Origin of the sequence: Streptomyces albidicamelliae (assembly GCF_025642175.1) — a bacterium.
GTDB lineage: Bacteria > Actinomycetota > Actinomycetes > Streptomycetales > Streptomycetaceae > Streptomyces > Streptomyces albidocamelliae.
The window spans coordinates 6,800,815-6,824,976 of sequence record NZ_CP106795.1; the positions used below are offsets into that span (position 1 = coordinate 6,800,815).

Sequence of the window (24,162 nt, forward strand, 5' to 3'; positions counted from 1 at the left end):
CGGCGGCGCTGTCCGCGAAGTGTGAGGAAGAGGGGAGCCGGGCCGTGCGTGACCGTACCGCCGTCGTCGTCCCCCCTGCGCGGACCGAGGTGATTCTGGTGTCCTCGTCCGCCCGGTGCCCGCTGCGCGGCCGGCACCGGACGCCCGTGACGCCTCGCTGACACCCGGCGGACCGCTCCGACGAGCGGCCGAGCCGCCACCTCCGTACGGCCGTTCCCGCCCTACGGTCCCGTCCGCCCGGCACACGGGAGATCGCGCTGCCCTGTTCAGCAGAACTTCCCGAAAGGCCCCGGGCCGTGCGCACCGACCTCACCACCCTCGCCGCCGTCCGCAATCTCGGCATCCTCGCCCACGTCGACGCAGGCAAGACCACCGTCACCGAGCGGATCCTGTTCGCGACGGGCACCACCCGCAAGCGGGGAGAGGTGCACGACGGCACCACCGTCACCGACTTCGACCCGCAGGAACGCGACCGCGGCATCACGATCTTCGCCGCCGCGGTCAGCTGCGTCTGGGACGGGCACCGGATCAACCTCATCGACACCCCCGGCCACGTCGACTTCGCCGACGAGGTCGAGCGCTCGCTGCGCGTACTCGACGGGGCGATCGCCGTGTTCGACGCCGTGGCCGGCGTGGAGCCGCAGAGCGAGTCGGTGTGGCGGCAGGCCGACCGGTACGGCGTACCGAGGATCGCGCTCGTCAACAAGCTGGACCGCGCGGGCGCCGACCTCGACCGGGCCGTCGACTCCATCCGGGAACGGCTGCACCCGTCCCCGCTCGTCGTCCAGTTGCCGATCGGCGCCGAGGACGCGTTCGCGGGCGTGGTGGACCTGGTGCGGATGCGGTCCGTGACCTGGCCGGACGGCGCGGGTACGGCCGTCCGGGGACCGGTGCCCGAGGCGTTGCGGGAGGAGGCCGCACGGCGCCGCCGCGTGCTGGAGGAGGCGGTCGCCGCCCTGCATCCGGCCGCGCTGGAGGAGTTCTGCGACCGCGAGTCGCTCTCCATCGGCACCCTCGACGCGGCCCTGCGCGACCTCACGCGCAGCGGGGACGGCGTGGTCGTACTGTGCGGCTCCGCCTACCGCGACCGCGGCATCGAACCGCTGCTGGACGCGGTGGCGGCCTATCTGCCGTCGCCACTGGACGTGCCCGCCGTACGCGGTGTCCACGAGGGCGCCGAGGAGCGGCGGGCCACCGACGCCGAAGCACCGTTCGCGGGGCTGGTGTTCAAGGTGAGCGCGAACACCACGGGACGGCTGGCCCACGTCCGCGTCTACTCGGGCACGATCGAGAAGGGGGACACCGTGCGGGACCCGGGCACCGGGCGCACCGAGCGCGTGGCACGGATCCTGCGGGTCATGGCCGATCGGCACGTCCAGCTCGACCGGGCGGTGGCCGGTGACATCGTCGCGCTCGCGGGGGTGAAGTCGGCCAGGGCCGGATCCACGCTGTGCGATCCGGGCGCTCCGCTGCTCCTCGAACCGCCCGTGGCCGCCGACCCCGTGGTGTCCGTGGCGGTCGAGGCGCGGCGCGCCACGGACACCGGCCGGCTGGCGTCGGCGCTGGCGAGGCTCGCGGAGGAGGACCCCTCACTGGTGGTGCGGACGGACCCCGAGACCGGGCAGACCGTGCTGTCGGGGATGGGCGAACTCCACCTGGAGGTCGCGGTGGAGAAGATCCGCCGTGCCGGAGGGCCTGAGGTCGGCGTGGGCCGCCCCCGGGTGGCGTACCGCGAGACCGTCGTAGGCGGAGTCGGCGGGTTCGTCTTCCGGCACGTCAAACAGGACGGCGGGGCGGGGCAGTTCGCCCACGTCGTGCTCGACGTGGAGCCGCTCGGCCCCGAAGCAGGCGTCACCGGCTTCGAGTTCCGGTCCGCCGTGGTCGGCGGGCGGGTGCCGCAGGAGTACGTCCGCGCGGTGGAGGCCGGATGCCGGGACGCCCTGGCCGAGGGCCCGCTCGACGGGCATCCGGTGACGGGGCTGCGGGTCACGCTGACCGACGGTGCCACGCATGTGAAGGACTCGTCCGACACGGCGTTCCGCACCGCCGGCCGGCTGGGGCTGCGGGAGGCGCTGCGCGCCTGCGAGATGGTCCTCCTGGAGCCGGTGGCCGAGGTGACGGTCACGGTGCCGGCCGACGCGGTCGGCGCTGTGCTCGGTGATCTGGCCGCCCGGCGCGGCCGGGTGAGCGGATCCGAGACCCGGGGCGGCTCGACGGCGGTGACCGCCGCCGTGCCGCTGGCCGAACTGTTCGGCTACGCCACCCGGTTGCGCGGCCGCACCCAGGGGCGGGGCACCTTCACGACCCGTCCGGCCGGTCATGCCCCGGCACCGCGGCCGGTGCCGGTGCGGTAGGGGAGCGGGGGCGCGGGGGTGGGGCGCCGGTGCGGCGAGTCCGCACCGGCGCCCCTGCCCGCCCTAGCCGAGCCTGTCGACCGCTTCCTTGGCCTCCTTGAGGCCGGCGCCGGTGGTCTCCCGGTACACCTTGATGGCGTGGATCTTCTTGCCCTCGCGTACCAGTGCGGTCACCTCGTCCATCCGCGCGACGTCCTCCCGCAGGTCCAGATGCTCCATGATCAGGTCGAGCTTGCGCTCGACACGCGCGAGACGCCCTTCGGCCCGTGCCAACCGGCTTGTCACGCCGAGAGCGCAGCCGACGAAGGCGAGGGCGAGTGCGAGGTACACCACTGTGTTCATGACCGAGCATGCTAGACGCGCGGCTCCGTCCCTCTGACGTGGACACGCCTGCCATGCCGCCACCGCGGCCGTGGCGCCGGGCACATCGACGCGGGCGGCGGTCCTGCGGTTGGGTCTCCGCCAGGAGTGCCGCGGTCGTCTCCGCCAGGGGGTTCTGCGGCCTTACCCGCCGGGAGTCCTGCGGCCGTCCCCCGGCCGGAGTGTCACGGCCGTCCCGCGGGGAGTCCTGTGGCCGTCGCCGGCCGGGGGTCACAGCCGTTCGGCGGGGAGTCCTGCGGCTGTCGCGGGCCGGGGGTCACAGCCGTTCGGCGGGGAGTCCTGCGGCTGTCGCGGGCCGGGGGTCACAGCCGTTCCGCGGGGAGTCCTGCGGCCGTCCCGCGGGAGTCCTGCGGCCGTCCCCGGCCGGGGTACCACAGCCGTCTCCGCCGGGATTGCCGCGACCGCCCCCGCCGGGAGTTCCGCAGCCGTTCCCGCCGGGAGTCCCGCGGCCGTCCCTGCCCGAAGTTCTGCGACCGCGCCGTGCCCACGCGGAATCCCGCGGCCATCCTCGCCGGGAGGTCCCGCGACCGCTCTGCGCCCTCGGCTCTCGGCCCTCGCCAAGGAGGCCCGAGAGACCCAGGTCAGGCCAGCCTCCCGTCCAGTGCCGCCCGCCACGCCGGTGACGGCACCGTGCCGTCGGACGGTCGCGGGTGTCTGCCGCCGCGGCCGAAGAACGCGGCGAGGGGCAGGACCGCCGCGCCGACGGTGACCGCGTCCGGGCCGAGGCGGCCCAGGTCGATGCCCACCCGGCTCGCGGGGAAGCGCAGGGCGTGCGCGAGGGCCTGCCCCCGGACCTCGTCCAGGAAGCCGCCGCCCAGCTGGAGTCCCGCCCAGCCGCCGATCAGCACTCGTTCCGGCTGGAAGAGGTTGATCAGGTCGGACAGCCCGGCGCCGAGGTACGCGGCGGTCTCGGCGAGTACGGCCGCGGCCACCGGATCCGGCTCCCGGCCGTCGGCGGGGCGGGCCGCGGCGAGCAGTTCGGTCAGCGCCCGCTCCTCACCGGCCCCGGCGGACGGCCGTCCGCCCGCCTCCCGCCAGCGCGCCACCAGCGCCTCCGCGCCCGCGTAGGCCTCCAGACAGCCGCGCGCCCCGCACCGGCACCGGCGCCCGCCGACCCGCACGGTCAGATGCCCCCACTCCACCGCCCGCCCCTGCTCGGCCTCCTCGGCGACGACGCACGCGCCGACCCCCGAACCGAACAGCACCACCACGGCGTTGCGTGCCCCGCGCCCCGCGCCGAACCACATCTCCGCCTGCCCCAGCGCCTTGGCACCGTTGTCGACGAAGAACGGGACCTGCACCGGGAGCCGGCCCGTCCGGCGGAGCAGGAGTTCCAGCGGCACCGCGTCCCAGCCGATCGTCTGCCCGTGCACGACCGCTCCGTCCGCGCCGCCGTCCTCGATGATGCCGGGCACGCCGATACCGACACCCAGCAGCTCGCCGGGGGCGAGGCCGGACAGCCGCAGGACCTCGCCGATGCCGTCCGCGACATGGCCGACGACGGCGTCGACCTCGTACCCGCGCGGCCCCAGGGGCCGTTCGGTGCGCGCGAGTTCACTCATGCCGAGGTCGAACAGCTCGACCCGTACCCGGGTCTCGCCGACGTCCACCCCGATCAGCCGCCCGCTGTCCCGCCGTACCCGCAGTAGCCGGCGCGGCCTGCCGACGTCCGCGCCGATCAGTCCGGCCTCCTCCACCAGGCCGTCGGCGAGCAGTTCGGCGACGACGTTGCTGACAGAGCCCGAACTCAGACCGGTCGCCGGGCCCAGCGCGTGCCGGCTCATCGGCCCGTCGACATACAACCGTTGCAGAACGGTACTCCGGCTCTCCCGCCGCAGGTCACGCACCGTGCGACCGCTCAGCCCTGCCACCTGGCCTCCCAAATGTCCGTGCTTTTCCGGCCCGTTGGACCGTCTGTCGCTGCCGGATCCCTTGACGTGCGTTTCTCTTGAGGTTTAACTCACGTCCTAAATTAAGCCATGAGGGGGCTTCGTGGGCCGAACGGGGTGTCGGCTCCCCGAAAACGCCCCTCGGGGTTCTCGACTCCCGGAAAGGGACACCAGGAGCCATGCGCAGCATCCGAGCCGCGGCCGTAGGCGCCGTGACCATGTCTCTCGCCCTCGCGGCCACGGCCTGCGGAGGCGGTTCGTCCAGCGGTGGCGGGTCCAACGACTCGCCCAGGACGCTGACGTACTGGGCCTCCAACCAGGGCGCCAGTATCGCCGTGGACAAGAAGGTCCTCCAGCCCGAACTCGACAAGTTCGAGAAGCAGACCGGCATCAAGGTGAAGCTGGAGGTCGTACCCTGGTCCGACCTGCTGAACCGCATCCTCACGGCGACCACCTCCGGCCAGGGCCCGGACGTGCTGAACATCGGCAACACCTGGAGCGCCTCGCTCCAGGCGACCGGCGCCCTGCTGCCCTGGGACGCGAAGAACTTCGGCAAGATCGGCGGCAGGGACCGCTTCGTCGACTCCGCGCTGGGCTCCACCGGCGCCGAGGGCAAGGACCCGGCCGCGGTCCCGCTCTACTCGATGGCGTACGCGCTCTACTACAACAAGAAGATCTTCGCCGACGCGGGCATCGCCAAGCCGCCCGCCACCTGGGACGAGCTGGTGGCCGACGGCAAGAAAATCAAGGCCAAGGGCAAGTCCGTGCTCGGCGCCGAGGGCTCCAACCTGTCGGAGAACATTCACCACGTCTTCGTCTTCGCCAAGCAGCACGACGCCGAATTCTTCACCGCCGACGGCAAACCGGACTTCACCAACCCGAAGGTGGTCGACGCGGTCAAGCAGTACGTCGACCTGATGGCCAAGGACAAGGTCATCCCGACCGGCGACGCCGAGTACGCCCAGAACCAGTCCGTCAGCGACTTCGCCAAGGGCAAGCAGGCCATGCTGCTCTGGCAGTCCGCGGCCGCCAACCTCAAGTCCCAGGGCATGAGCGAGGACGACTACGGCATCGCCCCCGTGCCCGTGCGCTCCGGGACGCCCGGCGCCGGCGCCCAGACCAACTCGATGGTCGCGGGCATCAACATCGCCGTCTTCAAGAACAGCCACAACCTCGACGGCGCCACGAAGTTCGTGAAGTTCATGACCAGCGACGAGGAACAGAAGACCCTCAACACGGCCTACACGTCCATCCCGCCGGTCAAGGGCGCGCAGACCGACGCGGCGTTCAACAGCCCGGCCACCGCGGTGCTCAAGCAGACGCTCGCCACCAGCGCCGCGGCACTCCCGCAGGTCGCGTCCGAGTCGCAGTTCGAGACGGCGGTCGGTACGGCCGTCAAGGAGCTGTTCGCCGACGTGGCCGCCGGACGGGCGGTCACCACCGGCTCCGTCAAGGCGAAGCTGGAGAAGGCCCAGCAGCAGATGCCGAAGGCGTGAGCACGACCATGACCACCACCGCTCTGAAGGAGCCGGTGCGGAAGACGTCCCCCGGTGCGGCGCGCGAATCCCGCCGCCGCACCGGGCGGATCCGCCGGATCTCCCTGCCCTACCTGCTGCTCCTGCCCGCCCTGCTGCTCGAACTCCTCGTCCACCTGGTGCCGATGGTCATCGGCATGGTGATGAGCTTCAAGGAGCTCACCCAGTTCTACATCCGCGACTGGGGCACCGCGCCCTGGTCGGGCCTCGGCAACTACCAGGTGTCGGTGGACTTCGACGCGCCGGTCGGCGAGGCCCTGCTGCACTCCTTCTTCGTCACCGTCGGCTTCACCCTGCTGTCGGTCGGCCTGTGCTGGCTCATCGGCACCGCGGCGGCCGTCTACCTGCAGGACACCTTCCGCGGCCGGGGTCTGCTGCGGGCGCTGTTCCTGGTGCCGTACGCCCTGCCGGTCTACGCGGCCGTCATCACCTGGGTGTTCATGTTCCAGCACGAAAACGGCCTGGTGAACCACGTCCTGCACGACCAGCTGCACCTCACCGACCAGCCGTCCTTCTGGCTGATCGGCGACAACAGTTTCTACGCCCTGCTGACCGTGTCGGTTTGGAAGGGCTGGCCGTTCGCCTTCCTCATCGTGATGGCGGGCCTGCAGAACATCCCCAAGGAGCTGTACGAGGCCGCCGCACTGGACGGCGCCGGGATGTGGCAGCAGATCCGCCGCATCACCCTGCCGTCGCTGCGCCCGGTCAACCAGGTGCTGGTCCTCGTGCTGTTCCTGTGGACGTTCAACGACTTCAACACCCCGTACGTCCTGTTCGGCAAGGCCGCCCCGGAGGCCGCCGACCTCATCTCGGTCCACATCTACCAGGCCTCCTTCGTCACCTGGAACTTCGGCACCGGTTCCGCCATGTCCGTCCTGCTGCTGCTCTTCCTGCTGGTCGTGACCGGCGTGTACCTGCTGTTCACCTCGCGCGGACGGAGGGCCGCCGATGTCTAGCACCAACTCACCCATGGCGCCGCCGCGTTCGTTCATCTGGTCCCGCCGGGTCTTCCTCGTCCTGCTCACCGGGTTCGTGCTGATCCCGGTGTACGTGATGGTCTCCAGCTCGCTGAAGCCGCTCGCGGACGTCACGGGGAAGTTCCGCTGGGTGCCCAGCGAGGTGACGATCCGGCCGTACATCGACATCTGGTCGACGGTCCCTCTCGCCAGGTACTTCGCCAACTCGCTGATCGTGGCCGGCGCGGCGACCGTCTGCTCCGTCGTCATCGCCGTGTTCGCGGCGTACGCCGTCAGCCGCTACGACTTCCGCGGCAAGCGCGTCTTCACGGTCACCGTGCTGTCGACGCAGATGTTCCCCGGCATCCTCTTCCTGCTCCCGCTGTTCCTCATCTACGTCAACATCGGCAACGCCACCGGCATCGCCCTGTTCGGCTCGCGCGGCGGGCTGATCCTGACGTACCTCACCTTCTCGCTGCCGTTCTCGATCTGGATGCTGATCGGGTACTTCGACTCGGTGCCGCGCGACCTGGACGAGGCGGCGCTGGTGGACGGCTGCGGCCCGCTGAAGGCGCTCTTCCGGATCGTCGTGCCGGCCGCCATCCCCGGCATCGTCGCGGTCGCCGTCTACGCCTTCATGACCGCGTGGGGAGAGGTGCTCTTCGCGTCCGTCATGACCAACGACACCACCCGCACCCTCGCCGTCGGCCTCCAGGGCTACTCCACCCTCAACGACGTCTACTGGAACCAGATCATGGCCGCCTCGCTCGTCGTGAGCGTGCCCGTGGTCGCGGGGTTCCTGCTCCTGCAGCGCTATCTCGTCGCCGGTCTGACGGCGGGCGCCGTCAAGTGAACAACACCCCTGATCCCGAAGGGACTTCCGTGTCCGAACCCATCGACCTCGCCGCCTTCCCGCACGACTTCCTGTGGGGCACGGCGACAGCGGCGTACCAGATCGAGGGGGCCGTCGCCGAGGACGGCCGTACGCCCTCGATCTGGGACACCTTCTCCCACACGCCCGGGAAGGTCGCGAACGACGACAACGGCGACGTCGCCTGCGACCACTACCACCGCTGGCGCGAGGACATCGGCCTGATGCGGCGACTCGGCGTCAACGCCTACCGGTTGTCGGTGGCCTGGCCGCGTGTGGTCCCCGGCGGGACGGGTCCGGTCAACCCCGCGGGGCTCGCCTTCTACGACGAACTGGTGGACGCACTGCTTGAGGCGGACATCACCCCGTCCGTCACCCTCTACCACTGGGACCTGCCGCAGGTGCTCCAGGACCGCGGCGGCTGGCCCGAACGGGACACGGCCCTCGCCTTCGCCGAGTACGCCTCGGCCGTCGCCGCCCGCCTCGGCGACCGCGTCAAGCTCTGGGCGACCCTCAACGAGCCCTCCTGCTCGTCCTGGATCGGCCACCTGGAAGGCACGATGGCCCCCGGCTGGACCGATCTGACCGCCGCCGTACGCACCTCCTACCACCTGCTCCTCGGCCACGGCCTCGCGACCCGGGCCATCCGCGCCGCCGTCCCCGGCGCGCAGGTCGGCATCGTCAACAACCTCTCCACCGTGCACGCGGCCACCGACCGCCCGGAGGACCTGGCGGCCGCCCGCCGGCACGACGGCCACGTCAACCGCTGGTGGCTGGACCCGGTGCACGGCCGCGGCTTCCCCGCCGACATGCGGGAGGTCTACGGCGTGGAACTCCCCGAGCGGGCGGGCGACCTGGAGACGATCGCCGCACCACTGGACTGGCTGGGCCTCAACTACTACTTCCCGGCCTACGTCGCCGACGACCCCGACGGCCCGGCGCCGTACGTCCGTTCCGTCCGCCGCGAAGGCGTCGCACGCACCGGCATGGACTGGGAGATCGACGCGTCCGGCATCGAGACACTGCTGCTCCGGCTCACCGAGGAGTACGGCGCCCGGAAGATCTACGTCACCGAGAACGGCTCCGCCTACCCGGACGTGGTCCGCCCCGACGGCAGCGTCGACGACCCGGAACGCCAGGACTACCTGGAGCGCCACCTCGCCGCCTGCGCCTCGGCCGTCCGCCGGGGTGCCCCGCTCGCCGGCTACTACGCCTGGTCGCTGCTGGACAACTTCGAGTGGGCCTACGGCTACGACAAGCGCTTCGGCCTGGTCCACGTCGACTACCGCACCCAGGTCCGCACGATCAAGGGGAGCGGCCACCGGTACGCCGACATCGTCCGGGTGCACCGGGGGCAGGCACGCCGGGCCGCCTGAGTCCGGCCCGGACGACCGGTGGGCGCGGGTGCGCGAGCCCGCGCCCACCGGTTCCGGACCCGATCGCGCCCGAACGCCGCGACGCCTTCTGGACTGTCATACGCACGCTGTCTTCGAGCTGCTCCACATCGCCGCGCCGCGAGACACCGCGCGGGACCGGGCCACCAACATCGCCATCAACGACCAGCCCATGGCGGGCGTCGCGCCGGAGCGCCTGGCTGAACAGTGGATTCCTTCCGATGTGGAGTTGCCGGCGGACCGCTGCGGGGGAGTGGTGTCAATTCACCGGAGGCTGCCCGTTCAAGAGGCAGCGCATGTCGGCGTCAGACGCGGAGGCAGCGCTCCCGCAGCTCGGAGATGACGGCCTTCTCGCGTGCGTCGGGGGCACCGTCCACCGTGGCCACCCGGTCGGCGGCGTCGAGGATGTCGCTCAGATCCCCGGACTCGGCTTCTACGCGCTCCCACACCTCGGCGGGGTCGATGTCGACGAGCTGGGCGAGCTGGTCGTCGACGACCTGATGCCGCTCCCGGACCAGCCTCACCAGGTGCCGCATCAGCAGCGCCTCATCATCGGCGATCTTGTTGTTCGCCCTGATGACGAGCCAGGCGACCCACAGCATCAACTGCGGGTGCCGACTCCGCTTGGTCATACCCTCGGCGACTTCGATCACCCGCGCCTCGTTCCGGAAGACGGCCTGCGCGTGCCGGCCGGCGAGGAGCGTGGTGTAGCGGTTCAGCAGGACGGCGAGGGGAACGCCGACCAGGGGGATACCGATCTTGATGACGTTGCGCTGCAGGAGGTGTTTCCCGACGACCGGGAGAGTCTTCGCGGCGGTGAGTACCTCTCCGGAGAAGAAGCGCTTGATCACCGGCCGTACGAGAGCCGGGACCGCCTTGGTCACGCCTTCCCGGACCGCTTCCCCGCTTTTGATGGTGAAGGCCACTCGAATGAGCTTCCACAGGTCGTCGGGGTCGGAGAGGTCGAGCGGGACCCGGTACAGGACTGCGATGTCGTAGGCCAAGTGGAGTTGGAGCCTGGTGATGTACGCGACATCGACCATCATGGTGGCGACGGCGGCGGGAACCGTCGCCGGTGAGGCACCCCCGAGGCTCCCGATGGTGGCGGCCACAGTCGCCGTGTAGGCCCCCGCGGAGAGTCCTCCTTCGAGCGCGGCGTACCGAGCCGCCATCTTGGTCCGCTGATCGACGATGGCGTCCGCGGGAACACCGGCGTACCGGTCCTGGAAATACTGCCAGTCGACCTTCTTGGTGTACGAGTTCATGGCATGAGCGGCGAGCTTGGTGAACCAGTTGCCCGACTTGATGTCGTCCGCGCTCAGTCCCTTGACGAAGTCCTTGATCTCGTCCTGCTCCTGCTCGACGACCTTCCGGTCGGCGGCGTCGTCCGCCTCGATGTCGGCAGCGTCCATAGGAGCTTTGGGCATGACGATTTTCCCCCCGGGCGGTTCAGCGAATAGCCAGGTTGCGGCAACTTTACGCGTCATCATGTGGTTGATACCGGCCCTTTCGACAACCGCCGGGGGGCTTCTTATTCCGAGGAGGCCTTGACCGAACTGCGGGCCGACGCCGGGGTGACCGGTACCTGCCCGAGTCGTGAGTGAACGCCCCGACCACCCACCCCGTATCCCCCCACCATGGGAAGATCCCTCACCATGAGCGCGTCCCCGGTGGTGCGAGGCCTGCGGGCCGCGGTGTTCGCCGCGGTGTGCGTGCTGCTCGCCGCCGCCGGGCACGGGCTGGCCGTGGGGGACATGCCGTCGCCGTGGGCAGACGCCGGCGGGTTCCTCGCCGTGTTCGTGCTCGGCTGCGCGCTCGGCGGGCGCGAGCGGTCGCTGGCCGGCATCGGTGCCGCCATGCTCGGCACGCAGGCAGGGCTGCACCTGGTGTTCGGCGCGGCCCACCGACGGAGCACGCCCGACAGCTCCTCGCGGACGGCCTCCGCGCCGGGACACACCATGACGGCGATGCAGGCGCACGTGGCCCACATCGCCCAGATGGCGCACATGACCCACGCGCACCCCGTCCACCTCCACACCGCGGCCCACCCCACCGCCACCGGTCACGCCACCCTCGCCCACCTCCTCGCCGCCCTCGTCGCCGCCTGGTGGTTGCGGCGGGGCGAGGCCGCGCTGTGGTCGCTGCTCCGTCGGGCCGGCACGCTCGTACCCGGGCTCGTCGCCTGGTGGCGGGACGCGCCCCTGCCCGCCCCCGCCGGTTCCGCCCCGCGCGTCCCGGCCGGCCCGGCACCACCGCGCCGAACCCCGCTGCGGCACGCGGTACATCGGCGCGGGCCCCCCGCCCCGATCCCGTACTCGGCCTGACCCCTCACCCATCTCGTTCGTACGGAGATCGACTCACCCATGCCCACGTCCCGCATCACCCTGCGCCGCGCCGGAACCGTCACCGCCGTGGCGGCCGCCTCCGTCCTCCTCGCCGCCGGCGCCGCCTCCGCGCACGTCACCGTGCACCCGGAGAGCTACGCCAAGGGCGCCACCGACGGCGTGCTCACCTTCCGCGTCCCGAACGAGGAGGACAGCGCGGCCACCACCAAGGTCCAGGTGTTCCTGCCCACCGACCACCCCGTGCTCGGTGTCCTCGTCCACCCGCAGGACGGCTGGACCGCCAAGGTCACCACCACGAAGCTGAAGAAGCCCGTCGAGACCGACGACGGCACCGTCACCGAGGCGGCCTCCGCCATCACCTTCACCGGTGGGAAGATCGGCGCGGGCCAGTACGAGGACTTCGATGTCGCCTTCGGCCAGCTCCCCGACGACACCGGGCAGTTGACGTTCAAGACGCTGCAGACCTACTCCGACGGCAAGGTCGCCCGCTGGATCGAGGAGCCGACGGGAGGGGAGGAGCCGGAGAACCCGGCACCGGTGCTCAAGCTGACCGCGGCCGGTGCGGATTCGGCGTCGACGGCGTCGAAGAGCACCACGCCCCGGGCCGCCGACCCGGCGGACTCCACCGACTCGACCGCCCGGGGCCTCGGTATCGCCGGGCTGGTCGTCGGCGTACTCGGCCTCGCCGCGGCCGCGTTCGCGATCCTCCGGGGGCGGTCGGCACGGTCGTAGGCACGCCGTAACCGCCTCGGACGCACCGCCTCGGACGCACCGCCTCGGACGCACCGAGCAGGCACCGAACAGGCACCTCGTAGGCACATGGAGAAGGGCCCGGACCGTCCACCGGTCCGGGCCCTTCTCCATGCTGACGTGCGGATGAAAGACGGTCGCTGTCGGCCGGGGGCGGTCAGGAGGGGCGGCTGCGATCCCGTCGCCCTCGGAGCGCCCCCGCCGGCCGCCCGCCCCGGGTCACCGCCCCGCCAGCTCCAGCACCATGGGCTCCGGCGCGGCCGGGGCCGGCGCCGGGACCGGGTCCTGGGCCAGGGTGCGGGAGTTGCGCCGCAGCCACAGCACGTCCCGGCCGAACGACCACAGCAGCGAACCCAGGGCCGACAGCACGATGGTGAGGTTCACCGCGGACGGCAGCAGCTCGGAGCCGGCCAGCAGCAGGGCGATGCCCTGCACCGCGGCGACGGTCTTGCGGGCGAACGACGGCGGCAGCGCGGCGTTCAGCCAGGGGGCGACCCGGGCCGCGGCGACGAAGGCGTACCGCATGCCGCCGATCAGCAGCACCCACGGGCCGAGCTGCATGGACACGTACACGCTCAGCACCAGGATCAGGAACGCGTCGACCTCCATGTCGAAGCGGGCGCCCAGCGCCGAGGAGGTGCCCGTACGGCGGGCCACCTTGCCGTCCACACCGTCCAGGAGAAGGGCGACGGCGGTGAGACCGACGAGCAGCGTCACCGGCGGCGCGCTCTCGAAGGAGTCCGCGACCAGCGCGGTCACCCCGCCGACCAGGGTCGCCCGGCCGAGCGTCACCCGGTTCGCGGGCCCGAAGGAACTGAGCCGGGAGCGGTGCAGGGCGCGGGAGAGAACCGCCCAGGTGGCGAACGCGAAGACCAGCCCCGTCAGCCAGCCGGCCGGCCCGAGGCCGATCACCGAGCCGAGCAGGGCCAGCAGCAGGATCTGGATACCCGCTCCCACGGCGGTCTCCTGCTGGAGCCTCGCGTCGTACGTGTTGTTCAGGGCCACCGCACACCCTCCGGCCGAGTGACAGAGTCGATCAACGCCGCGTACTCTGCGCGGCCTGTGCACTTCTCGGTACGTGAACAACTTGCCGATCGTTCAGGAGGATGCCGATGAACCGTTCCGCCCGCGCGTTCTGGCTCGGCTCGCCCGGCCACGGCGAGCTGCGTGACGTCACCCTCGCGGAGCCCGCCGAGGACGAGGTGCTGGTGCGTGCCCTGTACTCCGGGATCAGCCGCGGCACCGAGACGCTGGTCTTCCGCGGGGGCGTGCCCGAGAGCCAACACGCCGCGATGCGGGCGCCGTTCCAGGAGGGTGACTTCCCGGGCCCGGTGAAGTACGGCTACCTGAACGTCGGCGTGGTCGAGGAGGGCCCGGCTGAGCTGATCGGCCGTACGGTCTTCTGTCTGTATCCGCACCAGAGCCGTTACGTCGTTCCGGTGAGCGCCGTGACCGTCGTGCCCGAGCGGGTGCCCGCCGCCCGGGCCGTGCTCGCCGGGACCGTGGAGACCGCGGTGAACGCCCTGTGGGACGCCGCGCCGCTGATCGGTGACCGGATCGCGGTGATCGGCGGCGGCATGGTCGGCTGCTCGGTGGCCGCGCTGCTCGCCCGCTTCCCCGGCGTACGGCTGCAGCTCGTCGACGCCGACCCGGCCCGCGCGAAGACCGCGGAGGCGCTCGGCGTCGACTTCGCGGCACCGGCCGACGCCCTCGGCGACTGCGACCTCGTCGTGCACGCCAGCGCCACCGAGCAGGGCCTCGCCCGCGCCCTGCAACTGCTGTCCCCGGAGGGCACGGTGGTGGAACTGAGCTGGTACGGCGACCGGCGGGTCGCCCTGCCGCTCGGCGAGGCCTTCCACTCCCGCCGGCTCACCCTGCGCAGCAGCCAGGTCGGCACCGTCTCCCCGGCGGCGCGCGCCGGCCGCACCTACGCCGACCGGATGGCCCTCGCCCTCGACCTGCTCGCCGACCCGGCGCTGGACGCGCTCGTCACCGGCGAGAGCGCCTTCGACGATCTACCGGACGTCATGCCCAGGCTCGCCTCCGGGGAGATCCCCGCCCTGTGCCACCGGGTGCGGTACGCCGAGACGGGTCTGACCTGAGAAAAGAGTGAGAGGGGGCTGAACACGGGGAAGCGAAGAGCCGTACTACACGGCATCCCCCGGCGGCCAAGGGCCGGGGGACCAGACGCGCCGCACCTGGAGGGTCGTCCGTTGTTCAGCATCACCGTCCGCGATCACATCATGATCGCCCACAGCTTCCGCGGCGAGGTGTTCGGACCCGCGCAGCGACTGCACGGCGCCACGTTCCTCGTGGACGCGACGTTCCGCCGCGAGCAGCTGGACGAGGACAACATCGTGGTCGACATCGGTCTGGCCACGCAGGAACTGGGCGCCGTGGTCGCCGAGCTGAACTACCGCAACCTCGACGACGAACCCGAGTTCGCGGGGGTCAACACCTCCACCGAGTTCCTCGCCAAGGTCATCGCCGACCGGCTCGCCGAACGCGTCCACAAGGGTGCCCTCGGCGAGGGCGCCAAGGGCCTCGCCGGCCTCACCGTCACCCTGCACGAGTCGCACATCGCCTGGGCGAGTTACGAGCGTGACCTGTGACCGATCTGACCGTGGGTCCGGAGCCGTCCGTGCCGAGCCTCGGCACCGGGAGCCGCGACACCGTGGAGCGGCCACGCCTCACGTACGTGCCCGCGCAGCCCATCGCCGCCGACACCGCCGGAATCATCTCCATGTCCCTGCGCACCGTGCACTTCGTCATGCCGGGCGGCGTCGACGACCCGGCCGCGCCCAGCGGCGGCAACGCCTACGACCGCCGGGTCTGCCTGGACCTGCCGGGCTTCGGCTGGCAGGTGGCCCGGCACGCCGTGCCCGGCGACTGGCCGAGCCCCGGCCGGGACGCCCGGGAGGGCCTCGCCCGGACCCTCGGTGACCTGCCCGACGACTCGGTCGTCCTGCTCGACGGAATCGTGGCCTGCGGCGTACCGGAGATCGTCGTCCCCGAGGCGCAGCGCCTGCGGCTCGCGGTCCTCGTCCATCTGCCGCTCGGCGACGAGACCGGTCTCGCCCCGGACGTGGCCGCCGACCTCGACGCCCGCGAGCGCGCGGTGCTGCGGGCGGTGCCCGCGGTGATCGCCACCAGCGACTGGGCGGTGCGCCGTCTCGTCTCCCACCACGGGCTCGCCCCGGACCGGGTGCACGTCGCCGCGCCGGGTGCCGACATCGCGCCCCTCGCGCCGGGCACCGACGGCGTCTCCCGGCTGCTGTGCGTGGCCGCGGTGACCCCGCGCAAGGGGCAGCACCGGCTCGTGGAGGCACTGGCGGCGGTACGGGACCTGCCGTGGACCTGCGAATGCGTCGGCGGCCTCGGCCACGACCCCGAGTACGTCGCCGAGCTGCGCGCCCTCATCGAGCGGTACGGCCTCACCGACCGCCTCCAGCTGTCCGGGCCGCGCTCCGGCGCCGCCCTCGACGCCGCCTACGCGGCCGCCGACCTGATGGTCCTCACCTCCTACGCCGAGACCTACGGCATGGCGGTCACCGAGGCCCTCGCCCGCGGCATCCCCGTCCTCGCCACCGACGTGGGCGGGTTGCCCGAGGCGGTCGGCCGCGCCCCCGACGGCGGGGTGCCCGGCATTCTCGTCCCGCCGGAGGAGCCGGCCGCGATCGCGGCGGAACTGCGCGGCTGGTTCGGCGAGCCCGACGTACGACGCCGTCTCAAGGCCGCCGCCCGGGGCCGGCGCGCCGCGCTCGACGGCTGGGCCACCACGGCCCGCAGCCTCGCCGGAGTCCTCGGACGGCTCCCCGAACCCCCGCGGAGGGCGGCATGAGCACCCAGAGGACCGCACCTGGCGGGCCGGCCACGGCCCGGCAGACGCCGGGCGGGTCGATCCCGGCCCAGCCCGGCCCCGGCGAGGCGGAGTCCGGGACCGGAACGGACAGCGAGCGGGAGGCCGTCATGCGGAACGCCGGTGGTCCGGCACACGAGGAGGCGCGGATCGTGGACGCCCCGGACGAAGCGGCGCGTGGCGCCGAGGACCGCGACGCCGCCGGCGACGCGACGGACGAGGGCGCCCCCGCCCCGGTCATCGCCGGTGCCGGACCCGTCGGCCGCCCGGGTGAACGGGCCACCGTACGGCTGCGGGACGGCGGCTCGGAGGAGCCGCCGCGCTACGCGCCCGAGTGGCTCCAGCTGCGGGAGAGCGCCGACGCCGCGGCCCGTGCGCAGGAGCTGCTGGACCCGCTGCGCGCCCGGCTGGCCGGTATGCCGGGCCAGGAGGGCGGACTGGTCGTGCACGACCTCGGCTGCGGCACCGGGTCGATGGGCCGCTGGCTGGCGCCCCGGCTCGACGGTGCCCAGCACTGGGTCCTCCACGACCGCGACCCCTACCTGCTGCACTTCGCGGCCGTCGCCTCCCCGCGCTCCGCCGCCGACGGCAGCCGCGTCACGGTCGAGACGCGCCGCGGTGACGTGGCCCGGCTGACCCCGGACGCGCTCGAAGGGGCCGCGCTGCTGACCGCGTCCGCGCTGCTCGACGTCCTGACCGAGGACGAGATCGGCGCCCTGGCGGAGGCCTGTGCCGGGGCCGGCTGCCCCGCGCTGCTCACGCTGTCCGTCGCCGGACGGGTCGAACTCGTCCCCGCCGACCCCCTGGACGCCGAGATCGCCGAGGCGTTCAACGCCCACCAGCGGCGCGACGGGCTGCTCGGCCCCGACGCGATCGCTGCGGCCTGCGAGGCGTTCGGCGAGCGCGGCGTCACCGTACGGGTGGCACCGAGCCCCTGGCGGCTCGGCCCGGACGAGGCCGCGCTGACCGAGCAGTGGCTGCGCGGCTGGGTGGGCGCGGCCGTCGAGCAGCGCCCGGAACTGCGCGAGCGCGCCGAGCGCTACCTGCGCGACCGGCTCGCCGCCTGCGCGGCCGGTGAACTGCGCGTGGTCATCCACCACAGCGACCTGCTGGCGCTGCCCGGTCCCCTCGGGGGCGTGTCATGAGCACCCGGGCGGCGACGGCGGGCGCGGCGACGGAGGCGCGGACCGCCGCCACGCCGGGCACGCGCAGGAGAACGTCCGGTACGGGCCGTACCCGTGACGCGGTCATGGTCCGTCCCCCCAGGACACCCTCCGCCGGCACCCGCCCCGGCGCCGAAACGGTCACCGTGGCCCCCGAAGCCCCCGGTGCGGAGCAGGGCCCGGCCGGCCGTCGCTCCGGTGCGCGGGCCCTGCGCACCCACCTCGGCACCGCCGCCGGTGTGGTCATCCTCGGCGCGCTGCTGTGGCGGCTCGGTACCGGCCCGCTGCTCGACGGGCTGCGGCGGATCGACACCCGGACGGTGCTCGCCGCCCTCGGCATCGGCCTGGTCACCACCGTGTTCAGCGCGTGGCGCTGGCAGTTGGTGGCCCGCGGGCTGCTCCTCCGGCTGCCGCTGGGGCCGGCCGTCGCCGACTACTACCGGGCACTGTTCCTGAACGCGGCCCTGCCCGGCGGGATCCTCGGCGACGTGCACCGGGCCGTGCGGCACGGGCAGAGCGCCGGCGACGTCCGGCGCGGGGTGAAGGCGGTCGTGCTGGAGCGGGTCGCCGGGCAGGTCGCGCTCGCCCTCTTCGGAGCGGCCGTGCTGGTGACGCTGCCGTCGCCGGTGCGTGCCGAGGTCCGCGGTTTCGCCCCGCTGGTGGCCCTCGCGGCCGCCGGGGCGTTCGCCGTCGTCCTCGCCGTCCGCCTGAACCGCGCTCCCGCGCGGCGCGGCGGCGCCCTGCACGCCGTGCTGCGCGAGACCCGGCAGGGCCTGCTCTCCCGGCAGGGCGGGCCGGGCATCGCGCTGTCCTCGGCCGTCGTCCTCGCCGGCCACCTCGCGATGTTCGTGGTGGCGGCCCGCGTCGCCGGCTCCGGAGCGTCGGTCGCGGCGCTGGTGCCGCTCGCGGTGCTCGCCCTGGTCGCCATGGGCGTGCCGCTGAACGTCGGCGGCTTCGGCCCCCGCGAGGGCGTCACCGCCTGGGCGTTCGGCGCCGCCGGGCTCGGCGCGAGCAGCGGGGTCGCGGTCGCCGTCGTCTACGGCGTGCTCAGCTTCGTCGCGAGCCTGCCCGGTGCCGTCGTCCTGGTCGCCCGCTGGTACGCGGGCCTGCGGGCCGGAGCCGCGTCGGCGGACCCCGGCCGCGCACCCGCGGCGGACTACCCCTGCCGGCCGGCCGAGGTGAGCAACGCGAAATACGGCTCGAAGGATTCGACGAGGCTCGTCAGCAGTTCCTTCCCCTTTTCCGCCGAACCCAGGGAAGGGCGGCCGATGACGCCCGATTCGGTATAGGCGGACATTCCCACGGTGAGCAGATGACGACGGTCGTCGGCGATGAAATCGGCGGACTCGTAACCAGGGCGGACGAATTCGGGGTGAGCGTGCAGAAGAATCGAGGTCTCGATTTCTCCCGCGTGCATGTCGGTGAGCAGCGAGGTCTGCACCCCGGCCCGCTCCCGGGCCGCCTCCCAGTCCTCGGAGGCCGGGAACAGGGCCGCCCGCTCGCCGCGCGCGGAGGCCTCCTGGACGACGTTGCCCAGCACGTAGTTGCCGCCGTGCCCGTTGACCACGACGAGCGCCTCCACGCCCGAGCGGCGCAGCGACTCGGCGATGTCCCGCACCACCGCGTGCAGCGTCGTGGCGGAGATGCTGACGGTCCCCGGCCAGTCCGCGTGCTCGTGCGAGCACGCGACGGTCAGCGGAGGCAGGAGGTGCACCGGGTACGCGGCGGCGATCTCCCTCGCCACGGTGCAGGCGATCAGCGTGTCGGTCGCCAGCGGAAGGAACGGACCGTGCTGCTCGAAACTCCCCACGGGAAGGACGGCCACCTGTGCTGAAACGCCCGCCCCCCGCGTCCGGACATCTTCTGTGGTGTCCGTCGGCAGCACCCCGTGTGCCACCGTACGCGCGCCCGAACCAGTCATCTTTCTCACGGCCTTTCATCTCTGCTTAGGAATCAGATCATGACAGAAAACATCGGTGTCCTCGGCAAGAAGTCCCCGCGGCGTTCGGGCGCGGAACGCGTCGTGAATGCGCCGCTGCCCACCGTGTACGGGAAATTCCAGGCGATCGGCTACCTGGACCACGACCGCGGCGACGAGCAAGTCGCCCTGGTGTACGGCGAGATCGGTGCTGAGGGCGTGCTGACGCGGCTGCACTCGGAGTGCCTGACCGGCGACGCGTTCGGCTCCCAGCACTGCGAGTGCGGTGACCAGCTGGCCGCGGCGATGCGTGCGGTCGTCGCCGAAGGCAGCGGCGTCGTCGTCTACTTGAGGGGCCACGAGGGCCGCGGCATCGGCCTGCTGGCCAAGCTGCGCGCGATGGCGCTCCAGGCGGAGGGCCTGGACACGGTCGAGGCCAACCTGGCGCTGGGCCTGCCGGTCGACGCCCGGGACTACGGTGTCGCCGCGGACATCCTGCACGACCTCGGGGTCCGCTCGGTGCGTCTGATGTCCAACAATCCGCGCAAGCGGGAGGCGCTCGTCCGGCACGGCGTCCAGGTCGCCGAGCAGGTACCGCTGCTCATCGAGCCGTGCGAGAGCAACATCACCTATCTGCGGACCAAGCGCGAGCGGATGGACCACCACCTGCCGCATCTGGACGCCGTCGCCCACGGTTCCTGATCCGGGGGCCGCGGCCGCCTCGACACTCCGCCGGGTGCGGTGCCCGGCGGCGCCCCTCCAGGCCGCCCCCGCGTCCGGTGCGACCGTGGACGTCCACCGGCCCGGGGGCTCGGCCTCCAGGAGGCGGCCGCGTGAACCTCTCAGCAGATCACCACGGAGACACCGCACAGCCCCAGTCCGCGCCGTGCCGCCAGCCGCCACAGGCGCAGTGGGCCGTCGAGGACCGACTCCTCGCCGTCGGAGTACTCCAGCCAGTCCCGCCGCTCGGCGACGGCCCGGTCCACCGGACGGAACGCCAACGCCCGTTCGACATCGGGCAGAGTGGCCCGCACCTCGGCCGAGGTGAGCAGGAAGGTGCCGCACCACCCGGGGAGCAGCGCGGCCCGGTCGGGCCCGACCGCGTGGAAGAAGGACCACACGGCCCAGTCCTTGCTCCGCACGGCGAGGAAGACGCGGTCGCCGATGTCCTCCTGGCCCCACACGTCGTCCAGCAGGGAGAACGGGTCGTCCTCGGACAGCCCGTCGTACATCCGCTGGACATGCCCACCGCCCCGCACCAAATCCAGGAACTCCTCGGACGGTTCGGCCGTCATACCCCCGGCCGTCCAGCGGGCCCAGCGGTCACGGGCGAGCGGCTCGTTCCGCTCCGCCTCGATCAGCGGCAGAGCGCGTGGCGCCAACTCGGCGATGAACGAGTCGTCGTGGGCGGTGATGCTCCAGGCGGTGGTGATTCCCATGGGTGGGACTGTAGGCCTGGGCCGTCAGTCCACGATCGACTCGTGCACCAGGCGGCGCAGTTCCGGGAAGAGCTTCAGGGATTTCGGGCGCACCTGGCTCATGAACTGCACCGTGAGGTCGTGACGGGGGGCGACCCAGAACGCGGTGGTGGCCGCGCCGGTCCAGCCGTACGTGCCGGGACTCGACGGGGCGAGGGTGCGGGACGGATCGACCACCACGGAGACGTTGAAGCCGAAGCCGAGACCGTCCATGCCGGGCTCCCGGTGGACGGGCGCGCCGAACTCCCGCAGGATCGCGTCGCCGGGCAGCTGGTTCCGGGTCATCGCCGCGACGGTCTTCGCGGACAGCAGCCGGACACCGTCCAGCTCACCGCCCCGCCGCAGCATCTCCATGAACCGGTGGAAGTCGAGCGCCGAGGAGACCAGGCCGCCGCTGCCGGACAGGAACCGCGGCCGGCCGTGCACCGGCAGCCCCGGCACCGGAGTGATCCCGCCCTCCTCCGTCTCGCCGTACAACTCGGCCAGCCGCCCGGCCTGTTCGGGCGGGACCTGGAAGCCGGTGTCGGACATGCCGAGCGGGCCGAGGATCCGCCCGGCGAAGAACGCGTCCAGCGGCTGCCCGGAGACCACCTCGACGACCCGGCCGAGCACATTGGAGGCGACCGAGTAGTTCCACTGCGTGCCCGGATCGAACTGCAGCGGCATCCGCGCGTACACCTCGACCGTCTCGGCCAGACCGGCGCCCGGCGGCACCGAGTACTCCAGGCCGGCCTCGCGGTACAGGGCGTCGACCGGGTGCTTGTGATAGAAGCCGAACGTCAGGCCGGCGGTGTGGGTGAGCAGGTGCCGCAGCAGGATGGGCCCGGCCGCCGGGCGGGTGCGTACGCCCGCGCCCGAACCCCCCTCGTACACACGCGGTTCGGCGAACGCCGGCAGATGGCGCTCCAGCGGATCGTCCAGGGACAGCGCGCCCTCCTCCGCCAGCATGAGCACCGCGACGGCCGTCACCGGCTTGGTCATCGAGTAGATCCGCCACAGGGTGTCCGGCTCGACCGGCAGCCCGGCCGCGACGTCGCGCAGGCCGTACGCCGTCAGGTGGGCGACCCGCCCGCCGCGGGCCACGGCCACCAGGTGGCCGGGCAGCCGCCCCTCGTCGACGTGCCGGGCGAAGCACCGGTCCAGGCGGGCCAGCGCCTCGGCGTCCAGCCCGACCTCGCCGGGCTCGGCTTCCAGCCGCAGTCGTCCCATCGCTCTCCTCCGCTCGCGTCCCTCGCGGTGCGTACCGTCTACCCCACCGGCACCCACCCGTCCCTCATGATCGCGCAGGAACGCCGCCGGGGACCCGCTCGTCGGCGCTCTCCGTGCGCGAGGTGACGTCGGCGGCGGTGGGCAGCGCGCCGCTCAGGGGTACGGCGAGCGCGGCCACGGCCGCCAGGGTGAGCAGGGCCGGCCCGGTGCCCGCGCCGAGCAGCGCCGCCGCCGCGGCCACGCCCACGGCGGGGCCGATGTTCAGCGCGGTCTGCTGGAGCCCGCCCGCCACTCCGGCCACCGCCACGTCCGCCCGGTGCACGATCACGTGGGTGGCCGTCACCATCACCGTGCCGAACCCCGCGCCCAGTGCCGCGAACCCGCAGGCCAGGACGGGTACCGCAGTGGTAGCGGACAGTACGAGGACACCGAGCGCGAGCAGCGCCGTCGCTCCCGCCGTCGCCCGGCGCGTGCCCAGCCTGCGCAGCAGCCGGGGGCACAGGACGGCGGACAGGATCATCAGCACCGCCAGCGGCAGGCTGATCACCGCACTGCGGAACGCGTCCATGCCGAGCCGGCGCTGAAGGACGTACGTGGCGACGAACAGGGTGCCGAACAGGGACGCGGACACGGTGACCAGGACGCCGAGGGCCGCCCCGACCGCCCGGGAGCCGATCACCTCGGGCGGCAGCAGCGGACTCGCCGTGCGCCGCTCGTGCCGGACGAGAGCGGCGGCCGTGAGCAGGGCGACGACCACACCCGTCGGAGAGGCGGACCGGCCGGCGAGGGTGTGCACCAGACAGCCCAGGGTCACCGCGAGGAGTGCGGCACCCGGCAGGTCCAGCGGAGTCCGCAGGTGCGCCGGTCGGTGCTCGGGCCGCAGCAGGGCCGGCAGTCCGAAGGCCAGCGCGGGCAGCACGTTGACGAAGAACACCGCACGCCAGCCCAGCCCGGACACCAGCGCCCCACCCGCCAACGGGCCCGCTGCCGCCGCCAGTCCGATGGCGGCGGTCCGCACGGCGAGGGGCTTCGCCAGCCGGTCCGGCGGGTACGCGGCCCGCAGCATGCCGAGCGTCGCGGGCTGGAGCAGCGCACCGAACACCCCCTGCGCAGCTCGCAGTCCGATCACCCATTCCACGCTCGGGGCGAGTCCGATGCCCGCCGAGACCGCGCCGAAGCCCAGCATGCCGAGGCCGAACATGCGCCGGTGCCCGTACCGGTCGCCGAGCCGCCCCGTGAACACCAGCAGGCTCGCCACCGCGACCAGATACGCGGTGCTCGTCCACTGCACGCCCGCTAAGCCCGCCTTCAACTCCCGTTGCAGGCTGGGCTGCGCGACGGTGAGGGCCGTGCCGTCCAGGGCGACGATCACCGCGCCGGCCACGCTGCTCACCAGCGTCCACCGCCGGTTCACCGGTCGTCGCCGGGGCCGAGGTGCGCGAGCAGCACGGCGTCGAGGAGCGGTCCGAAGTCCGCCTCTCCGACGGCCAGTTGCAGGCTGCGCCAGCGCCACAGCTGGGCGAGGCCGTGCAGGTTCGCCCACAGCGCACCGGCCACCAGCCGGGCCTCTGCCTCGGGGGCGGCCCGGCCGACGAGCTCCGTGAGCAGCGCGAACAGGGGAAGGCTGGTCTCCCGCAGCCCCAGGTGACCGCTCTCCAGCAGATCGTGACGGAACATCAGCTCGTACATGCCGGGGCTGTCCAGCGCGAACTCCACGTAGGTCCGCGCCAGGGCCGCCACCCGGGCGCGGGGACCGGCCGCCGCCTCCCGGGCGAGCGTCGACTCGGTCCGGGCCGCCAGCTCGGCGAAGCCCCGCCGGGCGATGGCCGACAGTAGTTCCCGGTGGGTGGGGAAGTGGCGGCGCGGCGCCCCGTGCGAGACGCCCGCGCGCCGGGCGATCTCCCGCAGGGTCAGCGCCTGCGGCCCCTCGGCAGCCAGCAGCTCCACGCCGGCGTCGACGAGCCGGTCGCGTAGGGTGGTGTCGGATTCGGTCATAGACACTGTCTACCAGGGGCGTGTAGACAGTGTCTACCGAGGTGACCGAGTGGTGTCCGCCGATC

General features: G+C 72.8%; 21 protein-coding genes and 1 pseudogene. 13 read left to right on the forward strand and 9 right to left on the reverse strand.

All coding sequences use genetic code 11. The annotated features are described in order from the left end of the window. Positions 1 to 296 precede the first annotated feature (296 nt). The gene (fusA, locus tag N8I86_RS30755) at positions 297 to 2,354 is read left to right on the forward strand and encodes an elongation factor G (RefSeq protein WP_263279206.1); all 2,058 of its coding nucleotides are present in this window, start codon (positions 297 to 299) and stop codon (positions 2,352 to 2,354) included. A 63-nt stretch (positions 2,355 to 2,417) separates the two neighbouring features. Here the strand turns inward: fusA and N8I86_RS30760 are convergent, their stop codons facing one another. Together N8I86_RS30760 and N8I86_RS30765 are read right to left on the reverse strand one after the other, a co-directional pair. Next, positions 2,418 to 2,696, reverse strand: a complete 279-nt coding sequence (locus N8I86_RS30760; protein ID WP_123440266.1) for a ribosomal protein L7/L12 — start codon at positions 2,694 to 2,696, stop codon at positions 2,418 to 2,420. Between the two features lie 620 nt (positions 2,697 to 3,316). Continuing rightward, on the reverse strand, positions 3,317 to 4,606 hold the full coding sequence (locus tag N8I86_RS30765) for an ROK family transcriptional regulator (protein WP_263279207.1): 1,290 nt from the start codon (positions 4,604 to 4,606) through the stop codon (positions 3,317 to 3,319). A gap of 197 nt (positions 4,607 to 4,803) precedes the next feature. On the opposite strand from N8I86_RS30765, the gene N8I86_RS30770 reads away from it, so the two are divergent. From N8I86_RS30770 to N8I86_RS30785, 4 genes are read left to right on the forward strand one after another with little or no spacing between them, the layout of a single operon-like run. Beyond that, positions 4,804 to 6,120: an ABC transporter substrate-binding protein gene (locus N8I86_RS30770; RefSeq protein ID WP_263279208.1), complete on the forward strand. Its 1,317-nt coding sequence runs from the start codon at positions 4,804 to 4,806 to the stop codon at positions 6,118 to 6,120. An 8-nt stretch (positions 6,121 to 6,128) separates the two neighbouring features. After that, entirely contained in the window at positions 6,129 to 7,115 is a 987-nt protein-coding gene (locus N8I86_RS30775; protein WP_263279209.1) for a carbohydrate ABC transporter permease, read from the forward strand. Positions 7,116 to 7,128: 13 nt separating this feature from the next. Next, positions 7,129 to 7,968 (forward strand): carbohydrate ABC transporter permease, encoded by an 840-nt coding sequence (locus N8I86_RS30780; RefSeq protein ID WP_073891678.1) that lies wholly within the window; start codon positions 7,129 to 7,131, stop codon positions 7,966 to 7,968. A gap of 29 nt (positions 7,969 to 7,997) precedes the next feature. Further along, positions 7,998 to 9,362 (forward strand): GH1 family beta-glucosidase, encoded by a 1,365-nt coding sequence (locus N8I86_RS30785; protein WP_073891676.1) that lies wholly within the window; start codon positions 7,998 to 8,000, stop codon positions 9,360 to 9,362. 323 nt (positions 9,363 to 9,685) lie between these two features. Here N8I86_RS30785 and N8I86_RS30790 read toward each other — a convergent pair whose 3' ends face one another. Beyond that, complete coding sequence (locus tag N8I86_RS30790; protein ID WP_263279210.1) at positions 9,686 to 10,807, reverse strand: hypothetical protein; 1,122 nt, start codon at positions 10,805 to 10,807, stop codon at positions 9,686 to 9,688. 210 nt (positions 10,808 to 11,017) lie between these two features. Here N8I86_RS30790 and N8I86_RS30795 point away from each other — a divergent pair, with 210 nt between their 5' ends. Continuing rightward, complete coding sequence (locus N8I86_RS30795) at positions 11,018 to 11,704, forward strand: hypothetical protein (RefSeq protein ID WP_263279211.1); 687 nt, start codon at positions 11,018 to 11,020, stop codon at positions 11,702 to 11,704. 39 nt (positions 11,705 to 11,743) lie between these two features. Further along, positions 11,744 to 12,457 carry a YcnI family protein gene (locus N8I86_RS30800; protein WP_073891670.1) on the forward strand — a complete coding sequence of 238 codons (714 nt, stop codon included), beginning with the start codon at positions 11,744 to 11,746 and terminating at the stop codon, positions 12,455 to 12,457. 237 nt (positions 12,458 to 12,694) lie between these two features. Here N8I86_RS30800 and N8I86_RS30805 read toward each other — a convergent pair whose 3' ends face one another. Further along, positions 12,695 to 13,480, reverse strand: coding sequence for a CDP-alcohol phosphatidyltransferase family protein (locus N8I86_RS30805; RefSeq protein WP_073891669.1), 786 nt, complete (start codon positions 13,478 to 13,480; stop codon positions 12,695 to 12,697). 107 nt (positions 13,481 to 13,587) lie between these two features. Here N8I86_RS30805 and N8I86_RS30810 point away from each other — a divergent pair, with 107 nt between their 5' ends. The 5 genes and pseudogenes from N8I86_RS30810 to N8I86_RS30830 all read left to right on the forward strand — a co-directional run. Next, positions 13,588 to 14,577, forward strand: a complete 990-nt coding sequence (locus tag N8I86_RS30810; RefSeq protein WP_073891667.1) for a zinc-dependent alcohol dehydrogenase — start codon at positions 13,588 to 13,590, stop codon at positions 14,575 to 14,577. A gap of 111 nt (positions 14,578 to 14,688) precedes the next feature. Further along, positions 14,689 to 15,087, forward strand: a complete 399-nt coding sequence (locus N8I86_RS30815) for a 6-pyruvoyl trahydropterin synthase family protein (RefSeq protein ID WP_073891665.1) — start codon at positions 14,689 to 14,691, stop codon at positions 15,085 to 15,087. A 29-nt stretch (positions 15,088 to 15,116) separates the two neighbouring features. Next, the gene (locus tag N8I86_RS30820; RefSeq protein ID WP_404830883.1) at positions 15,117 to 16,316 is read left to right on the forward strand and encodes a glycosyltransferase family 4 protein; all 1,200 of its coding nucleotides are present in this window, start codon (positions 15,117 to 15,119) and stop codon (positions 16,314 to 16,316) included. Further along, positions 16,313 to 17,479, forward strand: a complete 1,167-nt coding sequence (locus N8I86_RS30825; RefSeq protein WP_263279212.1) for a class I SAM-dependent methyltransferase — start codon at positions 16,313 to 16,315, stop codon at positions 17,477 to 17,479. Before N8I86_RS30820 ends, N8I86_RS30825 begins: the two co-directional genes overlap by 4 nt. 104 nt (positions 17,480 to 17,583) lie before the next feature. Then, positions 17,584 to 18,510, forward strand: a pseudogene (locus N8I86_RS30830) (lysylphosphatidylglycerol synthase transmembrane domain-containing protein); the annotation flags it as partial. Positions 18,511 to 18,653: 143 nt separating this feature from the next. Here N8I86_RS30830 and N8I86_RS30835 read toward each other — a convergent pair. Beyond that, positions 18,654 to 19,418 carry a creatininase family protein gene (locus tag N8I86_RS30835; protein ID WP_317633654.1) on the reverse strand — a complete coding sequence of 255 codons (765 nt, stop codon included), beginning with the start codon at positions 19,416 to 19,418 and terminating at the stop codon, positions 18,654 to 18,656. A 39-nt stretch (positions 19,419 to 19,457) separates the two neighbouring features. On the opposite strand from N8I86_RS30835, the gene ribA reads away from it, so the two are divergent. Further along, on the forward strand, positions 19,458 to 20,117 hold the full coding sequence (ribA, locus tag N8I86_RS30840; protein ID WP_263279214.1) for a GTP cyclohydrolase II: 660 nt from the start codon (positions 19,458 to 19,460) through the stop codon (positions 20,115 to 20,117). A 140-nt stretch (positions 20,118 to 20,257) separates the two neighbouring features. On the opposite strand, the gene N8I86_RS30845 is transcribed toward ribA, so the two are convergent. The 4 genes from N8I86_RS30845 to N8I86_RS30860 form a co-directional block, all read right to left on the reverse strand. Continuing rightward, positions 20,258 to 20,854, reverse strand: coding sequence for a hypothetical protein (locus tag N8I86_RS30845; protein ID WP_263279215.1), 597 nt, complete (start codon positions 20,852 to 20,854; stop codon positions 20,258 to 20,260). A 24-nt stretch (positions 20,855 to 20,878) separates the two neighbouring features. Then, complete coding sequence (locus tag N8I86_RS30850; protein WP_263279216.1) at positions 20,879 to 22,102, reverse strand: serine hydrolase domain-containing protein; 1,224 nt, start codon at positions 22,100 to 22,102, stop codon at positions 20,879 to 20,881. 64 nt (positions 22,103 to 22,166) lie between these two features. Further along, positions 22,167 to 23,516 (reverse strand): MFS transporter, encoded by a 1,350-nt coding sequence (locus N8I86_RS30855; RefSeq protein ID WP_263279217.1) that lies wholly within the window; start codon positions 23,514 to 23,516, stop codon positions 22,167 to 22,169. Next, positions 23,513 to 24,097, reverse strand: coding sequence for a TetR/AcrR family transcriptional regulator (locus tag N8I86_RS30860; protein WP_073891653.1), 585 nt, complete (start codon positions 24,095 to 24,097; stop codon positions 23,513 to 23,515). Before N8I86_RS30860 ends, N8I86_RS30855 begins: the two co-directional genes overlap by 4 nt. Between the last annotated feature and the right edge of the window lie 65 nt (positions 24,098 to 24,162).

Excerpts from the sequence above, each read along its gene's own strand:
- N8I86_RS30760 (WP_123440266.1), bottom strand. The coding sequence starts at position 2,696 with ATGAACACAGTGGTGTACCTCGCACTCGCCCTCGCCTTCGTCGGCTGC.
- N8I86_RS30770 (WP_263279208.1), top strand. The coding sequence starts at position 4,804 with ATGCGCAGCATCCGAGCCGCGGCCGTAGGCGCCGTGACCATGTCTCTC.
- N8I86_RS30775 (WP_263279209.1), top strand. The coding sequence starts at position 6,129 with ATGACCACCACCGCTCTGAAGGAGCCGGTGCGGAAGACGTCCCCCGGT.
- N8I86_RS30780 (WP_073891678.1), top strand. The coding sequence starts at position 7,129 with ATGGCGCCGCCGCGTTCGTTCATCTGGTCCCGCCGGGTCTTCCTCGTC.
- N8I86_RS30790 (WP_263279210.1), bottom strand. The coding sequence starts at position 10,807 with ATGCCCAAAGCTCCTATGGACGCTGCCGACATCGAGGCGGACGACGCC.
- N8I86_RS30795 (WP_263279211.1), top strand. The coding sequence starts at position 11,018 with ATGGGAAGATCCCTCACCATGAGCGCGTCCCCGGTGGTGCGAGGCCTG.
- N8I86_RS30800 (WP_073891670.1), top strand. The coding sequence starts at position 11,744 with ATGCCCACGTCCCGCATCACCCTGCGCCGCGCCGGAACCGTCACCGCC.
- N8I86_RS30810 (WP_073891667.1), top strand. The coding sequence starts at position 13,588 with ATGAACCGTTCCGCCCGCGCGTTCTGGCTCGGCTCGCCCGGCCACGGC.
- N8I86_RS30825 (WP_263279212.1), top strand. The coding sequence starts at position 16,313 with ATGAGCACCCAGAGGACCGCACCTGGCGGGCCGGCCACGGCCCGGCAG.
- N8I86_RS30835 (WP_317633654.1), bottom strand. The coding sequence starts at position 19,418 with ATGACTGGTTCGGGCGCGCGTACGGTGGCACACGGGGTGCTGCCGACG.
- ribA (WP_263279214.1), top strand. The coding sequence starts at position 19,458 with ATGACAGAAAACATCGGTGTCCTCGGCAAGAAGTCCCCGCGGCGTTCG.
- N8I86_RS30845 (WP_263279215.1), bottom strand. The coding sequence starts at position 20,854 with ATGGGAATCACCACCGCCTGGAGCATCACCGCCCACGACGACTCGTTC.
- N8I86_RS30850 (WP_263279216.1), bottom strand. The coding sequence starts at position 22,102 with ATGGGACGACTGCGGCTGGAAGCCGAGCCCGGCGAGGTCGGGCTGGAC.
- N8I86_RS30860 (WP_073891653.1), bottom strand. The coding sequence starts at position 24,097 with ATGACCGAATCCGACACCACCCTACGCGACCGGCTCGTCGACGCCGGC.